At 56.9% G+C, this 17,954-nt stretch carries 20 protein-coding genes; all 20 read right to left on the bottom strand.

Features of this window, described 5'->3' with window-relative positions; genetic code table 11:
- Window positions 1-14: 14 nt before the first annotated feature.
- The 20 genes from nuoN to WFP06_RS06325 all read right to left on the bottom strand — a co-directional run bounded on the left by nuoN (window position 15) and on the right by WFP06_RS06325 (window position 17,905).
- A complete protein-coding gene (nuoN, locus tag WFP06_RS06420; protein ID WP_336986395.1) occupies window positions 15-1,478 on the bottom strand; it encodes an NADH-quinone oxidoreductase subunit NuoN in 1,464 nt (487 codons plus the stop codon).
- Window positions 1,478-3,034, bottom strand: a complete 1,557-nt coding sequence (locus WFP06_RS06415; protein WP_336986394.1) for an NADH-quinone oxidoreductase subunit M — start codon at window positions 3,032-3,034, stop codon at window positions 1,478-1,480. The genes nuoN and WFP06_RS06415 overlap by 1 nt, the downstream gene beginning before the upstream one ends.
- Window positions 3,034-5,028, bottom strand: a complete 1,995-nt coding sequence (nuoL, locus tag WFP06_RS06410; RefSeq protein ID WP_336986393.1) for an NADH-quinone oxidoreductase subunit L — start codon at window positions 5,026-5,028, stop codon at window positions 3,034-3,036. The genes WFP06_RS06415 and nuoL overlap by 1 nt, the downstream gene beginning before the upstream one ends.
- A 4-nt stretch (window positions 5,029-5,032) precedes the next feature.
- A complete protein-coding gene (gene nuoK, locus WFP06_RS06405) occupies window positions 5,033-5,338 on the bottom strand; it encodes an NADH-quinone oxidoreductase subunit NuoK (RefSeq protein ID WP_336986392.1) in 306 nt (101 codons plus the stop codon).
- Complete coding sequence (locus WFP06_RS06400) at window positions 5,335-5,964, bottom strand: NADH-quinone oxidoreductase subunit J (protein ID WP_336986391.1); 630 nt, start codon at window positions 5,962-5,964, stop codon at window positions 5,335-5,337. Before WFP06_RS06400 ends, nuoK begins: the two co-directional genes overlap by 4 nt.
- 26 nt (window positions 5,965-5,990) lie before the next feature.
- Window positions 5,991-6,479 carry an NADH-quinone oxidoreductase subunit NuoI gene (gene nuoI / locus WFP06_RS06395; RefSeq protein WP_336986390.1) on the bottom strand — a complete coding sequence of 163 codons (489 nt, stop codon included), beginning with the start codon at window positions 6,477-6,479 and terminating at the stop codon, window positions 5,991-5,993.
- Window positions 6,476-7,525 (bottom strand): NADH-quinone oxidoreductase subunit NuoH, encoded by a 1,050-nt coding sequence (gene nuoH, locus WFP06_RS06390; RefSeq protein ID WP_336986389.1) that lies wholly within the window; start codon window positions 7,523-7,525, stop codon window positions 6,476-6,478. Before nuoH ends, nuoI begins: the two co-directional genes overlap by 4 nt.
- Window positions 7,522-9,531 (bottom strand): NADH-quinone oxidoreductase subunit NuoG, encoded by a 2,010-nt coding sequence (gene nuoG / locus WFP06_RS06385; RefSeq protein WP_336986388.1) that lies wholly within the window; start codon window positions 9,529-9,531, stop codon window positions 7,522-7,524. Before nuoG ends, nuoH begins: the two co-directional genes overlap by 4 nt.
- A 113-nt stretch (window positions 9,532-9,644) precedes the next feature.
- Window positions 9,645-9,950, bottom strand: a complete 306-nt coding sequence (locus WFP06_RS06380) for a hypothetical protein (protein WP_336986387.1) — start codon at window positions 9,948-9,950, stop codon at window positions 9,645-9,647.
- Window positions 9,951-10,709 carry a hypothetical protein gene (locus tag WFP06_RS06375; RefSeq protein ID WP_336986386.1) on the bottom strand — a complete coding sequence of 253 codons (759 nt, stop codon included), beginning with the start codon at window positions 10,707-10,709 and terminating at the stop codon, window positions 9,951-9,953.
- Between the two features lie 77 nt (window positions 10,710-10,786).
- Window positions 10,787-12,082 carry an NADH-quinone oxidoreductase subunit NuoF gene (gene nuoF / locus WFP06_RS06370; protein ID WP_336986385.1) on the bottom strand — a complete coding sequence of 432 codons (1,296 nt, stop codon included), beginning with the start codon at window positions 12,080-12,082 and terminating at the stop codon, window positions 10,787-10,789.
- The gene (locus tag WFP06_RS06365; protein WP_336986384.1) at window positions 12,079-12,219 is read right to left on the bottom strand and encodes a hypothetical protein; all 141 of its coding nucleotides are present in this window, start codon (window positions 12,217-12,219) and stop codon (window positions 12,079-12,081) included. The genes nuoF and WFP06_RS06365 overlap by 4 nt, the downstream gene beginning before the upstream one ends.
- On the bottom strand, window positions 12,216-12,389 hold the full coding sequence (locus tag WFP06_RS06360; RefSeq protein ID WP_336987703.1) for a hypothetical protein: 174 nt from the start codon (window positions 12,387-12,389) through the stop codon (window positions 12,216-12,218). The genes WFP06_RS06365 and WFP06_RS06360 overlap by 4 nt, the downstream gene beginning before the upstream one ends.
- On the bottom strand, window positions 12,386-13,054 hold the full coding sequence (locus WFP06_RS06355) for a complex I 24 kDa subunit family protein (RefSeq protein WP_336986383.1): 669 nt from the start codon (window positions 13,052-13,054) through the stop codon (window positions 12,386-12,388). Before WFP06_RS06355 ends, WFP06_RS06360 begins: the two co-directional genes overlap by 4 nt.
- Window positions 13,047-13,229, bottom strand: a complete 183-nt coding sequence (locus tag WFP06_RS06350; RefSeq protein ID WP_336986382.1) for a hypothetical protein — start codon at window positions 13,227-13,229, stop codon at window positions 13,047-13,049. The genes WFP06_RS06355 and WFP06_RS06350 overlap by 8 nt, the downstream gene beginning before the upstream one ends.
- Window positions 13,226-14,437, bottom strand: a complete 1,212-nt coding sequence (locus WFP06_RS06345) for an NADH-quinone oxidoreductase subunit D (RefSeq protein WP_336986381.1) — start codon at window positions 14,435-14,437, stop codon at window positions 13,226-13,228. The genes WFP06_RS06350 and WFP06_RS06345 overlap by 4 nt, the downstream gene beginning before the upstream one ends.
- Window positions 14,434-15,315 carry an NADH-quinone oxidoreductase subunit C gene (locus tag WFP06_RS06340; protein ID WP_336986380.1) on the bottom strand — a complete coding sequence of 294 codons (882 nt, stop codon included), beginning with the start codon at window positions 15,313-15,315 and terminating at the stop codon, window positions 14,434-14,436. Before WFP06_RS06340 ends, WFP06_RS06345 begins: the two co-directional genes overlap by 4 nt.
- 1 nt (window position 15,316) lies before the next feature.
- Complete coding sequence (locus WFP06_RS06335; RefSeq protein ID WP_419716240.1) at window positions 15,317-15,847, bottom strand: NuoB/complex I 20 kDa subunit family protein; 531 nt, start codon at window positions 15,845-15,847, stop codon at window positions 15,317-15,319.
- Window positions 15,848-15,876: 29 nt separating this feature from the next.
- Window positions 15,877-16,251 carry an NADH-quinone oxidoreductase subunit A gene (locus WFP06_RS06330; RefSeq protein ID WP_336986379.1) on the bottom strand — a complete coding sequence of 125 codons (375 nt, stop codon included), beginning with the start codon at window positions 16,249-16,251 and terminating at the stop codon, window positions 15,877-15,879.
- Window positions 16,252-16,411: 160 nt separating this feature from the next.
- The gene (locus WFP06_RS06325) at window positions 16,412-17,905 is read right to left on the bottom strand and encodes a coniferyl aldehyde dehydrogenase (protein ID WP_336987647.1); all 1,494 of its coding nucleotides are present in this window, start codon (window positions 17,903-17,905) and stop codon (window positions 16,412-16,414) included.
- Window positions 17,906-17,954: the final 49 nt, after the last annotated feature.

Raw genomic sequence — 17,954 nt, 5'->3', positions numbered from 1 at the left:
ATCGCACATACGCCCTATCCGGCGAGGAATAATGCGGCCGCAGCGGTGTCTGCCTGATTGCCCAGCCATATTGTCAGCAGATAGCCGAGCGGTGAGATGATCAGGCTGCACAGTCCCAGGATTGCCCAATGCGATTTTTCGGATTGTCCGGTCACTACATCGGCAGGCTCGTCAAAATACATGATCTTGACGATCTTGATGTAATAGAACGCGCCGATAACGCTGGCTGCAATGCCGATTGCGGCAAGGATTATCAGGTCCGCTTCGACCGCCGCCTGGAACACTACGAATTTGCCCCAAAAGCCGAACAGCGGCGGTATGCCGGCCAGGCTGAACATCAGCGCCGCAAGGCAAAGCGCGATCAGCGGGCGGGTGCGCGACAAGCCGGCCAGATCGGCAATACCTTCGACCTGATTACCCTCCCCGTCACGCAGCATCAGCACCGCGGCGAACGACCCGACAGTCATGACGGCATAGATGAACAGATACACCAGCATCGCGCTGAGACCGCCTACCGTGCCGGCAGCAAGACCGATCAGGATAAAGCCGACATTGTTGATGGAGGAATAAGCCAGCAGCCGCTTCAGATTGCTCTGTCCGATCGCTCCGAGTGCCCCGACGACAATCGAGGCAAGCGCGGCAAATATCACGATTTGGCGCCAGGCATCTGTTTGAAAGCCGAAAGCATCCAGCGCAACGCGTGCCGTAAGCGCGATCGCGGCCACTTTGGGAGCCGATGCGAAAAACGCCGTCACGGGTGTAGGCGCACCTTCGTAAACATCAGGCGTCCACATGTGGAACGGAACGGCGCTGATCTTGAATGCCAGACCCGCCAGTACGAAAATCAGCCCGAACAGCGCACCGGTCGATATATCGCCTGACAATGCTGCGCGGATGCCCTGAAAATCCGTGGTTCCGGTAAAACCGTAAGTCAGGCTCATGCCGAAGAGCAATATGCCGCTGGCCAAAGCACCCAGAACGAAATACTTCAGGCCTGCTTCGGCTGAACGGTCGTCTGCCCGCAGGAATGCGGCGAGCACATATGCGGCCAGACTGTTGAGTTCCAAACCGATATAGAGCGTCATCAAATCGGTCGCCGACACCATGATGCTCATGCCAAGCGCGGCAAACAGCACCAGAACGGGATATTCGGCCTGCATCGCCTTAAAACGTTCGAAAAAGCTCGGCGCTAATACCAGCCCGGCAATAGCCGAAGCGTAAATCAACAATTTGGCGTAGGCTGCAAAAGCATCTGCGCGGAACTGTCCGCCAAATGCCGCTGCATCCAGACCCATTACGCCCCCCGTCAGTGCGGGGATAACCAATGCACCTGCGCCAACGAGTGCCGCGGCGGCAATAATGCTGATGGCCCTGCTGTACCCGTTCCCCAGCCATGCCGCGGCAAGCAGCAGGGCAAGGCCCGAAATGCTCAGCAAAAGCTCAGGTGCGATCAGTCCTAGGGACGACTGGAGTTCCATTAGTGAGCGCCCTCGCCGGCTTTATCTGCATGTTCTGCGTCGATGTAATTGGCAGCCTTGCCCTTTGGCTCGCCCACCACCAGTTTCGCATCGCCCTGGGGGGCAGCGCCTGCCAAGCGTGCTTCCAGCGTGGCGATATCCTGCCGCATCGGGGCCAGAAAACTCTCGGGATAGACACCCATCCACAGCACCGCTGCCGCGATGGGTGACAGCATGATCCACTCGCGCGCATGCAAATCGGGCATCGCAGCCGCATCGGCATTTTTTTGCCCGCCAAACGCAACCCGGCGATAAAGATAAAGCATATAACCCGCGCCCAGAATGATACCTGTCGTCAGGACAAATGTTGCCAGACTGGACACTTCATAAATACCCGCGAGGCTTAGAAACTCGGCCACAAATCCGCTTGTGCCCGGCAGACCTATGCTTGCCATTGTAAACAGCAGGAAGAAGATCGCATATTTGGGCATATTGATGGCAAGACCGCCATACCGGTCGATTTCGCGGGTATGCAACCGGTCGTAAATTACCCCGACACACAAGAACAATGCACCCGATACCAGGCCATGGCTCAACATCATGATCATGGCCCCTTCGAGGCCCTGGATGTTGAACGCGAACAGCCCTGCGGTGACAATCGCCATGTGTGCAACCGAACTGTAAGCGATCAGTTTTTTCATATCGTGCTGGACCAGCGCGATCAGACTGGTGACAACCACTGCGACCATCGACAGACCGAAAATCAGCCACACGAATTGTGCGGATGCTTCGGGGAACATCGGCAGGCTGAACCGGATAAATCCGTAGCCGCCCATTTTCAGCAGAACGCCGGCCAGAATGACCGAACCCGCGGTAGGCGCCTGAACGTGCGCGTCAGGCAGCCAGGTATGCACCGGCCACATCGGCATCTTGACCGCAAAGCTGGCGAAAAATGCCAACCACAGCCAGGTTTGCGCGCCCGCCGGGAAATCGAATTGCATCAGCGTGGGAATATCGGTGGTTCCCGCATGGTTCACCATCCACAGCATCGCCACCAGCATGAGCACTGATCCAAGCAGCGTGTAGAGGAAGAACTTGTAGCTGGCATATATCCGGTTATCGCCGCCCCAGACGCCGATAATCAAATACATCGGAATCAGGCCAGCCTCGAAGAAGATGTAGAACAGGAACATATCCTGTGCCGCAAACACCCCGATCATCAGCAGTTCCATAATCAGGAACGCGGCCATATATTCGCCAACGCGTTTCTGGATGCCATCCCAACTGGCGAGAATGCAAATCGGCATCAGGAATACCGACAGCACGATCAGCATCAGCGCGATCCCGTCAATGCCCAGCGCATAGCTGAATCCGGCGAACAGTTCCGCACGTTCCGTAAACTGCCATTGCGCGCCGCCGATGTCATAATTGAGCCACAGCAAAATGCCCAGCCCCAGATCGATCAGCGTCGCCACCAGCGCGATCATGCGCGCTGCCCTGGCCTCCGAAAAAAGACAAGCCGCAGCCGCCACGAGCAGGACGAGCAGCATGATGCTCAGGATCGGTATGCCGGCCATCAGAAAAGCACCCAGCTAACAGCTGCGACAAGCCCGAGCAGCATCACCAGCGCATAGGAATTGAGGAAGCCGGACTGGAACCTTCCGGCGCCGATTGCCCCCTGTTCGACAACCCATGCCGCGCCATTTGGACCGAACCGGTCGATGATACCCTGATCGCCGATAATCCAGAACTTCCGGCCCAGCCAAAAGGCCGGCTTCACGAACACCAGATTATACAGCTCGTCAAAATACCACTTGTTGGCGACAAATTTGTAAATCGGCCCCAACTGTTCTGCAACCTGGTCGGGGAACGATGTGTTGCGGATATAACCGTACCAGGCGGTGAGCAGGCCAAGCAACATCACAATGAGGGCTGAATATTTCACCCAATATGGCACGGCGTGCATCGCGTGCATCAGCGCTTCGTTGTAAAACACCGAATTGTTCCAGAATGCTGCATTGTCGAGGAAGGTCGGCGCAAACACTTGCCCGGCCGCAATCGCGCCGAGTGACAAGATGCCAAGCGGAACCAGCATCGACACAGGGCTTTCATGCGGATGATATCCGCCGGTCGCGTCTTCGCCCGCTTCAGCCACGGTTTTATGGACGCTATGCCGGATATGCTCGCTTTCGATCCAGCGCGGCTTGCCCCAGAAGGTCAGGAACATCAGCCGCCAGCTGTAGAAACTGGTCAGCAGCGCTGCGAAAACGCCCATCCAGAATGCGAATGTGCCGAGTTCGGTCCCGCGGGCATATGCCACTTCGATGATGGCATCTTTGGACCAGAACCCTGCGAAGCCGGCGCCGAGATGATAGACCCCGACACCCGTAATCGCGAGTGTGCCGAACATCATGGCCCAGAACGTGAAGGGTATTTTCTTACGCAGCCCGCCGTAAAAACGCATATCCTGTTCATGATGCATGGCGTGGATGACAGAGCCTGCACCGAGGAACAGCAACGCCTTGAAAAACGCGTGCGTAAACAGGTGGAACATGGCGACATTATACGCGCCGACACCCGCAGCAAAGAACATATAGCCAAGCTGCGAGCAGGTCGAATAGGCAATAACCCGCTTGATATCCCACTGCGTGGTACCCACCGTCGCAGCGAATATGCAGGTCGCCGCGCCGATGAAGGTCACCACGCCCAATGCAATCGGGGCGGTTTCGAACATCGGCGAAAGGCGGCACACCATGAATACGCCGGCCGTGACCATTGTTGCGGCATGGATCAGTGCGGAAACGGGTGTCGGACCCTCCATCGCGTCCGGCAGCCACGTGTGCAGGCCGAGCTGCGCAGACTTGCCCATCGCACCGATAAACAGCAGGATGCACAAGATATCCATCGTGTACATACGGTATCCAAGGAACCCGATGGTTGCCCCGCTCATCGATGGAGCCGCTTCGAGAATTTCAGGGATCGAGGTTGTTCCGAAGACCAGAAACGTGCCGAAGATACCGAGCATGAAGCCCAGGTCGCCCACGCGGTTCACCACAAATGCCTTGATCGCAGCGGCATTGGCACTGGGCTTTTTGAACCAGAAACCGATCAGAAGGTAGGACGCCAGTCCAACCCCTTCCCACCCGAAGAACATCTGGACCAGATTGTCGGCTGTGACGAGCATCAGCATCGCAAATGTAAACAGGCTGAGATAAGCGAAGAACCGCGGCTGATCCGGGTCTTCTTCCATATAACCCCAGCTGTACAGATGGACGAGTGCGGAAACAGTCGTCACCACAACCAGCATTACCGCGGTCAAAGCATCGACACGCAGCGCCCAATCAAACGCAAGGTCGCCTGATCGGACCCATTGCAACACGGGCACAACTTCCGCCGTGTTCGCGCCGGTGATGAAGCCAAGAAAAATGGGCCAGCTAAGCGCGGCAGCAAGAAACAACGCGCCCGTCGTGATGGTTTTGACGATAGTGTTGCCAAGCGCGCGATTGCCCAGCCCGCCGATGATGGCGGCCAGCAGCGGCGCGAAGACGATGATCAGGATTGAAGTGGACAAAAGGTCAGCCCTTCATCTGGTTGACATCGTCAACGGCAATAGTGCCGCGACCGCGGAAATAGATCACGAGAATGGCGAGCCCGATGGCGGCTTCACCCGCAGCAACGGTCAGCACGAACATGGCAAAAACCTGACCGGTCAGATCTCCGAGGAAGGCACTGAAAGCGACCAGATTGATATTTACCGCAAGCAAAATAAGCTCGATTGCCATCAGAATGACAATCACGTTCTTGCGGTTCAGGAAAATGCCCAGAACGCCGATCACGAACAGGATCGAACTGACCACGACATAATGTTCCACGCCGATCACAATTTGATCCCCTGTCCGACTTCGGGGCTGGTATTGATAGTCGCATCTTCAGGACGGCGCTGGTTCTGTTTGCTGATGTTCTGGTGCGCCCGTTTGGGCACATTGCTGGTCCGTTCGCGGTGCGTCAGGACAATCGCGCCGATCATCGCGACCAGCAGGATGATGCCGGCGGTTTCGAACAGGAACAGATATTTGCCGTAAAGCAGCGCACCCAGGCTTTCGATATTGCTGCGGCCAACCAGTTCTGCCGAGGCGCCGTCGGGCTTTCCAAGATCGAGCGCGCCAGCCTGATAGGCCCCGATACCGAGCACCAGTTCGGCCAGCAGGATGGCAGCGATCAGTATTCCCAGCGGGAAGTTCCGGATAAACCCTGCCCGCAATTCGGAAAAATCGATGTCGAGCATCATGACGACAAACAGGAACAGCACCGCCACCGCGCCCACGTAAACGATTATGAGCAGCATCGCGATGAATTCGGCGCCAACCAGCACCATCAGACCCGCGGCATTGAAAAATGCCAGGATCAGCCAGAGCACGCTGTGCACAGGATTGCGCGCCATGATCGTCATCACGGCGGATCCGATCACAAACGTGGCAAACAGGTAAAAGGCAAAGGTCAGTATCATTAGGCCCCGTCGTAAGTTGCCCGCGCCTAGCGGTAGGGAGCGTCGGCTTCAAGGTTTGCGGCGATTGCCCGCTCCCACTTGTCCCCGTTCGCTAGCAGCTTGGCTTTGTCGTACAGCAATTCTTCCCGCGTCTCGGTCGCATATTCGAAGTTGGGCCCTTCGACCACCGCATCCACCGGGCAGGCTTCCTGACAGAAACCGCAATAAATGCATTTGGTCATATCGATGTCGTAACGCGTCGTACGGCGGCTGCCGTCTTCACGCGGTTCGCTCTCGATCGTGATCGCCTGCGCGGGGCACACCGCCTCGCACAACTTGCAGGCAATGCACCGCTCTTCCCCGTTGGGATAGCGGCGTAGAACATGCTCACCGCGAAAACGCGGGCTGAGCGGGTTTTTCTCGAACGGATAGTTGATTGTCACCTTGGGCTTGAAGAAATACTTCAAGGTGAGCGCATGCGCCTTGAGGAATTCCCATAAGGTGAAACTCTTGATGAGATGTGTGATCGTGCTCATGAATTGAAGTGTCCGGTTGCCATCAGAAAGCCGCTGATCACGACGATGAAGAACAGGCTCATCGGCAGAAATACTTTCCAGCCAAGTCGCATCAGCTGGTCATAGCGGTAACGCGGTACAGTCGCCATCACCCAGCTGAACATGAAGAAGAAAAAGAAAGTCTTGCCCAGAAACCAGATAATGCCGGGCACGGCGTAAAGCGGCGCCCAGTCAATCGGAGGCAGCCAACCGCCAAAGAACAGGATGGCGTTCAGCGCACACATCAGCAGGATGTTGGCATATTCTCCCAGCCAGAACAGCGCGAAGCTCATCGAACTGTACTCGGTCTGATATCCCGCGACGAGTTCGCTTTCCGCTTCGGTCAGATCGAATGGCACACGCGCGGTTTCTGCCAGGGACGAAATAAAGAACATCACCCAGAGCGGGAACAACAACGGATGAAACACAAATCCGTTGAGAACGCCGAACATGTTCCCCTTCTGCGCCATCACAATCTCGTTCATGTTGAACGATCCGGCAAACAGCACCACGCAAACGAGAATGAAGCCGATCGAGACTTCGTACGAAATCATCTGAGCTGCAGCCCGCATGGCACTGAAAAACGGGTATTTCGAGTTTGACGCCCAGCCCGCGATAACCACGCCGTAAACACTCAGCGAACTGATGGCGAGCACATAGAGCAAGCCAACATTGATATTAGCCAGCACCGCAGTTTCGCTGAATGGTATCACCGCCCACGCAAGCAGGGCGACAGAAAATGTCAGGATCGGCGCGATCAGGAACAGGCCCTTGTTTGCCGCGCTCGGGACGATGGTTTCCTGCAGGAACACCTTCAACCCGTCAGCAAAGCTCTGCAACACGCCAAACGGGCCAACAACGTTCGGTCCGCGCCGCAAATTGATGGCTGCCCAGACCTTACGGTCGACATAAATGATCATCGCCACCGACAGCATCAGCGGCAGTGCGATCAACAGAATGCCGGCGATGGTCGCTGTAAACCATGCTGCCCCGTAGGACATACCGAGGTTGACGAAGAATTCGGTCATTCGGCCGCCTCCGCAAAGTCTTCCCCGTGTGTAAGTTCGGCAGAACAACGTTGCATTGTCGGGCTGGAGCGGGCGATCGGGTTTGTCAGATAAAAATCAGCAATCGGATAGGACGCAATCGAACCTTCAGCCTTTGCCTTCTTGTCGGCAGCAGGGAGTGCGCCGTAATTGGCCAGCCCTTCTACGCCAAGATCAGGCACCGCCCCGATCATCTTCAGCCGCAATTCGGCAAAACTGTCGAATCCGACATCAACGCCCAGTGCATCGGCAAGCGCGCGCAGGATCGTCCAGTCTTCGCGGGCATCACCGGGAGGAAATACTGCCTGTTCGGCATATTGCACGCGGCCTTCGGTATTGACGTAAGTTCCATCCTTTTCAGTATATGCCGCCGCCGGCAGGACGATGTCGGCCGCATGGGCACCCTTGTCGCCGTGGTGGCCGATATAGACCTTCAGGGCATCATCAAACTGCGCGAAATCCATTTCATCCGCGCCGAGCGAAATGACCAGTTTGGGCTTTTGGGCCGCAATATCGGCCATACCGCCTGCTTGCGCGTAACCCAGCATCAGTGCGCCCATGCGGGCGGCCGAGAAATGCAGCACGTTGAAGCCGTTCCAGCCATCGCGAACCAGCTTGAACTTCTCCGCCAATGCGAGGCCAAGGGCCAGCGCGCCGTTCGCAAGAGCGGCCCCGCCCATGATGATCGCCGGACGTTCCGCATCTTTCAGGGCGTCAGCCGCAGCTTTCGGCAATTTGCCCAGAACCCCGATCTCTTCTCCGAGGAAAGTCGCCGGATATGTCGTGTCCCATTCGGGGCCCACCACAAACACCTTCGCCCCGCGTTTTACGGCCTTGCGGATGCGGACATTGACCAGCGGAGCTTCCATGCGGATCTGGCTGCCTACAATCAGTATCGCGTCGGCATTTTCGATTTGCGAAAAAGTGGTGTTGAAATTGACAGCAGCCAGGTTCGACACATCATATTTCATGCCGGTTTGACGGCTTTCGATAAGTGTCGAGCCCACCGCGCCCAATAGTGTTTTGGCCGCAAACATCGTCTCGCAATCGACCATATCACCCGCAATTGCGGCGACGTTTTTACCGGCTTTCACCTTGGCAATCGCTTTGAACGCATCACCCCAGCCCGCTTCGACAAGTTTGCCGGATTTACGGATGAACACCTTGTCGAGACGGCGGCGACCAAGCCCGTCGGCCTGATATCGCGCTTTGTCCGAAATCCATTCCTCGTTCACATCGTCATTGATGCGCGGCAGAATTCTCAGCACTTCGCCCGAACGGCTATCGATGCGGATATTCGCACCAACCGCATCGGACACATCGATGCCAAGCGTTTTCTTCAATTCCCACGGGCGTGCTTCGTAGGCGTAAGGCCGCGAAGTGAGTGCGCCCACCGGGCAGAGATCGATCACATTGGCGCTCAGCTCATGCTCGGCAGCCTTTTCCAGATAGGTTGTGATCTGCATGTTTTCGCCGCGATAGAGCGCGCCGATTTCATCCACTCCGGCCACTTCCTCGCTAAACCGGACGCAGCGGGTGCAATGGATGCAGCGGGTCATGATCGTTTTGATCAGCGGCCCCATATACTTTTCAGTCACAGCGCGCTTGTTCTCGTCATAACGCGACGAACCGCGGCCGTAGGCCATGGCCTGATCCTGCAGGTCACATTCGCCGCCCTGGTCACAGATCGGGCAATCGAGCGGGTGGTTGATGAGCAACAGCTCCATCACCCCTTCGCGCGCCCTCTTGACCATCTCGCTATCGGTGCGGATTTCCTGACCTTCGGTTGCAGGCAATGCGCAGGATGCCTGCGGTTTGGGCGGTCCGGGCTTCACTTCGACCAGACACATGCGGCAGTTGCCGGCAATACTCAGCCGTTCGTGATAACAAAAGCGCGGGATCTCCTTGCCAGCCAGCTCCGCCGCCTGCAGCACGGTTGCGCCATCGGGCACATCAATTTCCTGGCCGTCTACTGTGACTTTGGGCATGGGCTTCCTGTTACGCTAGCCATGGCGCTCCGATGCGAAAACGGAAGCGACCTTCTTTGCCGGATGTCTCTGTAGAAGAGTCCCCGGACTTGCAACCCGTTTCGGCCGCTAAATCACACAAAAATGGGGCCGCCCGCCAGGTCGCGGGCAGCCACTCGATCATCGATCGCTGCCCGCTGCAGGGCAACCGTCACGCCTTTGGGTGAAGCAGATTTCCGGCATTCGGGAGTTTGCGAATACATTGGATACAAACGGCGTTTTTCATCTTCGGATCCGACGTCGCTGGTGGACAACTCCATCGCCAGGCCGAATGTCGCCGCGACCGCCGCGGCGCAAACAGCGATATCAGGTTTAAGGATTTTTAGGTCTGTGAGCCCGATGGAATTGGCTACTTCAATGAAAAAACCGCCAGAAATCAACTATGTGTCGGTATTGGCGATGCGGTGCCACTCATACAGCGCGGTTGAGATAGTGGCGCGCTGGAATGCTGACGGGATTTTCCCCGGTGTCGATTTTACCCCGCACAGCGGCGTTTCCGAATACAACCGGTCGAGCGCCGAAATCTCCTGTTCCGAGCCGACCTCGGTTTTCAGCACATCCATAGCAAGTTGCGGCGACAATGCCGCCACACAGCGCCCGATTGTAAAAACCGAAACATCGTCCTTCCCGCCCATGAAGAAATAGCGGGCCTGTCCCATATTTTCCGCTTTAGCCATGCCAGCCTGATCACCCGCCTCGAGCGATTGCAGGTACCGCTCGCTCATGGCGGCATTCACAAAGAACGGGATTGCGGGCTTGTCCGACTTGACGCAAAAGCTGTGCCCCTTGCGCATCCCGGTCATCAGGCGCGTAAAAATGCCGAACTTGGCGAATTCCCCGTCGACCATCGCCGTAAGATCGGCTTCACCGGATTTCGTGACGCAGTCCGAAATTGCCAGCCCGCGTTTGTAGGATTCAACCGCCGCCTCGGGCTTGTCCAACGCCACATCCATGTTCAGGTCTTTGGCAAACTCCAACCGCTCTATCTGGTAATTCCGCGGCGTGATATTGCTGGTGTCAACGCGCGGAGTGTTTGGGGTCGGGGTCGGCGTCGGCGTAGGCTGGCTTTGAGCCACAACCGGCGTGCATACCGCTAGCGCCGCCGCCATACCGAATACGCTGGAAAATTCTTTGATCATCGAATGTCTCCCCAAAATATGCGCGAATATAATCCAGCGGCCCCCGGATCACAAGTTCAAGCACCCCGTTCAGAAATCTACTCGGCAGCCTCGGCATATCGGGCATTTCGCAGTTCAATCCGTCGTTCGATTTCTGGCCTGAAATGCTTTAACAGACCCTGAATTGGCCATGCGGCAGCATCGCCAAGCGCGCAGATTGTGTGCCCTTCGACCTGCTTCGTTACGTCGTATAGCATATCGATTTCGCTGACATCGGCGTCACCTTCGCGCAGCCGTTCCATCACGCGCCACATCCACCCGGTGCCTTCGCGGCACGGTGTGCATTGGCCGCAGCTCTCATGCTTGTAGAAATAGCTGAGGCGGCTGATCGCGCGGACGATGTCGGTGGACTTGTCCATGACGATGACGGCAGCTGTACCAAGGCCGGAGCCGACTTCTTTCAAACCGTCGAAATCCATCGGGGCGTCCATGATCTCGTCCGCCGGGACAAGCGGAACCGACGAGCCGCCCGGAATCACCGCAAGCAGATTATCCCAGCCGCCAGTGATGCCGCCGCAATGCTTCTCGATCAGTTCCTTGAACGGAATGCCCATCTCTTCTTCGACAACGCATGGCTTGTCGATGTGGCCGCTGATCTGGAACAGCTTCGTGCCATGATTACCCTCGCGTCCGAAGCTGGCGAACCAGCTTGCGCCGCGCCGCAGGATTGTCGGGACAACCGCAATGCTTTCGACATTATTGACCGTGGTCGGGCAGCCATAGAGACCGGCACCGGCGGGGAATGGCGGTTTCAGTCGGGGCTGCCCCTTCTTGCCTTCCAGGCTTTCGATCATCGCGGTTTCTTCACCGCAAATATATGCGCCCGCGCCGCGGTGCATATAGACATCGAAGTCATAGCCCGACTTGGCCGCATTCTTGCCCAGCAAACCTGCGGCATAGGCTTCATCGATGGCCGCCTGCAGCGTTTCGGCTTCGCGGATATATTCGCCGCGAATGTAGATGTAGGCCGCGCGTGCGCGCATCGCATATCCGGCAACCAGCGCGCCTTCGATCAGCTTGTGCGGATCATGCCGGATAATCTCGCGGTCTTTGCACGAACCAGGCTCGGATTCGTCGGCATTTATGACAAGGAAACTTGGCCGTCCATCCTTGCTTTCCTTGGGCATGAAGGACCATTTCATACCTGTAGGGAAACCAGCCCCGCCCCGCCCGCGCAGGCCGGATGCCTTCATCTCGTCGATGATGGAATCGTGACCTCTGGAGATAATATCCCTGGTGTTGTCCCAATCACCGCGCTTCTGCGCAGCTTTCAGGCCCCAGTCCTGGAAGCCGTAGAGATTGGTGAAAATCCGGTCTTTATCCTGAAGGCTCATGTCAGATACCCCTGCGAGTAAAGGTAGCCCGCGATCAGGATTATCCCGAGAATGGCGCCGATTTTCAGGATACCGCTGAGCACCTTGAACGCGATGAACGCGAGGACCAGCGCGATGATGAGAGTGACAATGCTCACGATTCACGCCCTCCCGAGGTTACGGCCTTGAAAATCCCGAACCCGCCAAACAGGAAGCTTAAAAGAAACCAGACGACGGACGGTTCACCGCTGAGAAGTTTATACACCGCCAGAACGAGGAAGATTATGCCGATAACTGGCAGACCGACTTTGGCTGTATTATCCATCACCAGGCCTTCCGGTAATCATGATTGGCATCGACCATTTCTTTCAGCGTGGTCGGGCCGCCGCTGGGCTCGGACGTTTTGCGCCCCGGCTCCTGCGTGCCTTCTTTCGGCTGCTTGCCTGCCGCCAGCGCATCGAGCACGGCGTCGAGGCGTTCGACCGTCAAATCCTCGTAATTGCCGTCGTTGATCTGGACCATCGGTGCAGTGGCGCAATTGCCCATGCATTCAACTTCGGTCAGCGTCCACATACCGTCATCTGTGGTGTGGCCGATTTCCATACCGCGTTTCTTGCAAGCGGACATGATATCGTCCGATCCGCGCAGCATACAGGGCGTGGTGCCGCAAACCTGCACGTGGAATTTGCCGACCGGAACAAGGTTATACATGAAATAGAACGTCGCAACTTCAAGCACACGGATGACCGGCATGTCGAGCTCGCGGGCGATGAATTCCATCACTGGCAGCGGCAACCAGCCCTGCGTGCCCGTTTCCTCACCAACCTGCCGCTGGGCCAGATCGAGGAACGGCATCACAGCCGATTTCTGGCGGCCTTCAGGATAGGACGCGACAAATTTCTTGGCCTTGGCCGCATTGGCCGTGGACCATTTGAAATCACCCCACCGCTTGCGCGTTTCAGGTGTGTCGGGTGCGAGTTGGCGATCAGCCATTGATAAGCCTTCGTTCGATGTATCGTCCGGCATACAAGCCTATGACGGCGGCCGATGCAGTGGAGAGAATATCCTTCAAACCCGCCCCGCCATGAAATCCCGCAAGATAGGCCGCAACGCCCGATGCGAATGCTGCAAACGCTGCGATAAATATGAACAACTCGCGCAGGATCACCGGTCACACTCCCCGAACACCACGTCGATTGCGCCGAGGATAGCGGTTGCGTCGGGCAGCATGTGGCCGCGGCACATGAAGTCCATGGCTTGCAAGTGGCTGAAGGCGGTCGGGCGGATTTTGCAGCGATAGGGTTTGTTGCTGCCGTCCGAAACCAGATAGACGCCAAACTCGCCCTTCGGGCTTTCGGTTGCGACGTATACTTCGCCTGCGGGCACATGAAATCCCTCGGTATAAAGCTTGAAGTGATGGATCAACGCTTCCATCGACTGTTTCATCTCGCCGCGTTTGGGCGGGGAAACCTTCATATCGTCGCTGGCAATCGGGCCTTCAGGCATCTCTGCGAGGCACTGCTTGATGATGCGGGCCGACTGTTTCACTTCTTCCACGCGGACCATGAACCGGTCGTAGCAATCGCCATTGGTGCCGACAGGTACCTCGAAATCCATGCGGTCATAGACGTCATAAGGCTGCGACTTGCGCAGATCCCATGCGATGCCGCTGCCGCGGATCATCGGGCCGGAGAAACCCCACGCAATCGCATCGTCTTTTTCGACCACGGCAATATCGACATTGCGCTGTTTGAAAATGCGGTTGTCGATCACCAGGCTCATCGCATCGCCGAACAGTTCGGGCAAACGGCCATCGACCCAGTCGCCAATGTCGGTGAGCAATTTCAGCGGCACATCCTGATGGACGCCGCCGGGACGGAAATAAGCGCTGTGCATTCGCGCGCCCGACGCGCGTTCGAAGAAGTTCATGCAGTCTTCGCGCAGTTCGAACACCCACAGGTTCGGCGTCATCGCGCCGACATCCATCACATGCGCGCCGATATTGAGCATATGGTTGGAAATACGCGTCAATTCAGCAAACAGCACGCGCAGATATTGCGCGCGGATGGGCACTTCGACGTTCAGCAGCTTCTCGATTGCGAGCACATAACTGTGTTCCTGACACAGCGGCGAACAGTAATCGAGCCGATCGAAATAGGGCAGCGCCTGCAGATAGGTCTTATGCTCGATCAGCTTTTCGGTACCGCGGTGCAGCAAGCCGACATGCGGATCGATGCGTTCGATAATCTCGCCATCCAGTTCCATCACCATGCGCAAAACGCCGTGCGCGGCAGGGTGCTGGGGACCGAAATTGATCGTGTAGTTGGAAATCAACTGATCGCCGGTGGTAGGCGACTGTTCAAGCTGGACGCTCATGTCTTGTCACCCTTCCCGGCTGTCGTCTTCGGCTTTTTCACCGGCTTGGTCGCAGCTTTGGTGTCTTTGACTTTACCTTTGCCGGGCTTGCGCGCCTGGCGATTTTCGGTCGGCTCCGGCGCAGTCTTTTTTGTAGTCGAAGCCTTTTCTGCCGGGGCGCCCGCGCTCACGGTCTCGGCAGCTTTTTTGTCCGTCTTCTTTCCCGCGCCTGTCTGCTTGGGGCTGTCGGTCGTCTTTGGCTCGTCCACTTGAGGCGGGCCACCGGCTTTTTCATCGCCGGGAAGAATGTAATCCGCGCCTTCCCAAGGGCTCATGAAGTCAAACTGGCGCAGGTCCTGCGCCAGTTCGACCGGTTCATAAACCACCCGTTTATCTTCTTCGGAATAGCGCAATTCGGTGTAGCCGGTCAGCGGGAAATCCTTGCGGAAGGGATGCCCTTCAAACCCGTAATCGGTCAGAATACGCCGCAGATCGGTATTGCCGTCGAACAGCACACCGAACATGTCGAATACTTCACGCTCCAGCCAGCCTGCGTTTGGCCACAGGCGGGTGGCGGTCGGAACCGGAGTGGCTTCATCGGTCGAAACCTTGAGCATCAGGCGATGGTTCTTCGTGAGCGACAGCAGCATATAGACAACTTCGAACCGCTCACCGCGATCCGGATAATCGACCCCCGCAATTTCCATGAGTTGCTGATATTCGTGATCGTCGCGCAGCAGGCGCAGCACGTCTTCGATATCGTCGCGGCGAACGGTGAATGTGAGCTCGCCATATTCCTCGCGCGCGCCAACCATCATATCGCCCAGCGCGTTGCCCAGCGTTTCGATCACGCCATCGTGCGGCGCCGATTTGGGAGCGGAATGCAGAACCGTAGCCATCCTAGCGCTCGACCGTCCCGGACCGCCGGATTTTGCGCTGCAATTGCATCACACCGTAAAGCAGCGCTTCGGCAGTCGGCGGGCAGCCCGGCACATAAATATCAACCGGCACGATGCGGTCACAGCCGCGCACGACCGAATAGCTGTAATGGTAATAACCGCCGCCATTGGCACAGCTGCCCATCGAAATAACATATTTCGGTTCGGACATCTGATCGTAAACCTTGCGCAGCGCGGGGGCCATTTTGTTGCACAGCGTTCCGGCCACGATCATCACATCGGACTGGCGCGGGCTGGCGCGAGGCGCGACGCCGAACCGTTCCATATCATACCGCGGCATGTTTACATGGATCATTTCAACCGCACAGCACGCGAGGCCGAAGGTCATCCACCAGAGCGAACCGGTACGCGCCCATTGGAACAGGTCTTCGGTGCTGGCGACGAGGAAGCCCTTGTCGTTGACTTCGTTTTGCAGCGCATTGAAATATTCCGCATCAGGCTGAAGCATCTGCCCCGGCTGAGCGGTGGGCATGGCTTCGGGCACTCGGATGGTGGTGGTGTTCACTCCCATTCTAGCGCTCCTTTCTTCCAGGCGTAAGCTAGCCCTACTGCCAGCTCTCCCAGGAAAATCATCATTGTAATCCAGCCCGGCCATCCTGTCAGATCAAGGCTGACCGCCCACGGGAAAAGAAATGCCGCCTCGAGATCGAAAATAATAAACAAAATCGCGACCAGATAAAACCGGACGTCGAACTGGCTGCGCGGATCTTCGAATGCGGGGAAACCGCATTCATATTCGCTCAGCTTCGAAGCATCTGGCGAATGCGTTCCGGTAAGCCGCGAAACACCCATCGGGAGGAACACGAACAATGCTGATAATCCGACTGCAATAAACAGGAAAATCAGAATAGGCAGATACTGGGCTAGATAGTCCAAGGGGCTGACTCGCAAGCGCTAGATTGAATTGACTGCGCACTAGTCCGGCGCACTCATCAGGGCAAGGGGTGTCTGTATTTTGCGCCCCGGACATAAACTGTCCGGCTTCTCATACAAAAACGGGGTGGCTCCGCGGTCCAGAGCGGAGCCGGTGCGCCCGCTATTTCTTCATCTGCATCGCCAGCGCCTTGTCGGTTTTCGCGCCATATGGCGGCTTCAGGCCCGCGATACCGGCAATATCCAGTTTTGACTGGGTATAGACGCTACGCGCGTGGCTGAATTCCTTGAACCCTTCGGGACCGTGATAAGACCCCATACCCGAGGGGCCAACTCCGCCGAACGGCAAATCTTCCATCGATACATGAAACACCACATCGTTGACCGTGACGCCGCCCGAAGCAGTGCCTTGCAAAACCTTTTCCCGCTCACTGTCATCGGTGCCGAAGTAATAAAGCCCCAACGGGCGGTCATTCCGATTGACGTAATTAACCGCCTCATCGACCGCTTTGTAGGTTTTTATCGGCAGGACCGGCCCAAAAATCTCTTCCTCCATGGCCAGCATATCATCGGTTACGTTTCGCAAAATGGTCAGCGGCATTTTGCGGGAATTGGTGTTTGAAAAATCTTCGTCTGCCGGATTGACCTCAATAACTTCAGCGCCTTTTTGCCGCGCGTCTTTCACCAGATCCTGAAGCCGGTCAAAATGACGATCCGTCACGATCGAAGCATAATCATCATTGTCCAGCAGCGTGGGATACATCTCGCGGGCGCTCAACTCGACGGCGGCAATTGCGCCCTCCTCGAGATCTTCGGGCACAAGCATATAATCGGGAGCAAGACAGATTTGCCCGGCATTGAGCATCTTGCCCAGCGCAATGCGCTCACCAGCCTTTTTGAGATCGGCGCTACGCCCGAGGACGACGGGCGATTTTCCGCCCAGTTCCAACGTCACCGGGACCAGATTCTTCGCCGCTGCTTCCATGACCTTGCGGCCGGTGGCGGTTGATCCGGTGAACACCAGATGGTCAAACGCAAGGCCGGAAAATTCCTGCGCCACTTCGGGGCTGCCGGTAAACACGATCAGCTCTTCCGGCGCGAAGTATTTTTCTACCAGCTCTTTGCTCAGTTCGCTTGTGGCTTCGGTGAACTCGCTTGGCTTGATCATCGAACGGTTACCCGCTGCAAAAATCTGCATCAGCGGACCGAATGACAGGTTGATCGGAAAATTCCACGGGCTCAGGATGCCGATAACGCCCTTGGGTTCAAACCGTACTTCGCCCTTTGCCCCTAACAGGCCGAGCGGGAACTGGAGTTTGCGCTTGTCGGGCCGCGACCACTTGTCCATGTTTTTGAGGCAGTATTTGCCGAAGGTTATTGTGCCGGCAATATCGGTCATCATGCTTTGTTTGCGGCTGCGGTTCCCGAAATCTTCGCTCATCGCATCGCACAGCGCGTCGGCATTATCGGCCAACAGGGCAATTGTGCGCTTTATTCTGTCGCGGCGCACCGAAAGGTCTTCAGGCCTCGCTTCGGTGAACGCATTACGCTGGGCATCAAGCGCCATTTGCATCGGGGTCGCTTCGGTCATCTGAAAATCTCCGGTTTTATCTTGCCACTTTATGACCCTAACGCACCATGCGGCGCAAGTGTCCATGTCCGCAGCGTGCCAGCCAACCCTGTGTGCATTGCCAATGCCGCGGCGC

Source organism: Altererythrobacter aquiaggeris (assembly GCF_037154015.1).
In the GTDB taxonomy this organism is placed as follows: domain Bacteria; phylum Pseudomonadota; class Alphaproteobacteria; order Sphingomonadales; family Sphingomonadaceae; genus Aestuarierythrobacter; species Aestuarierythrobacter aquiaggeris.
This window is presented reverse-complemented; position numbering and strand designations above follow the sequence as displayed.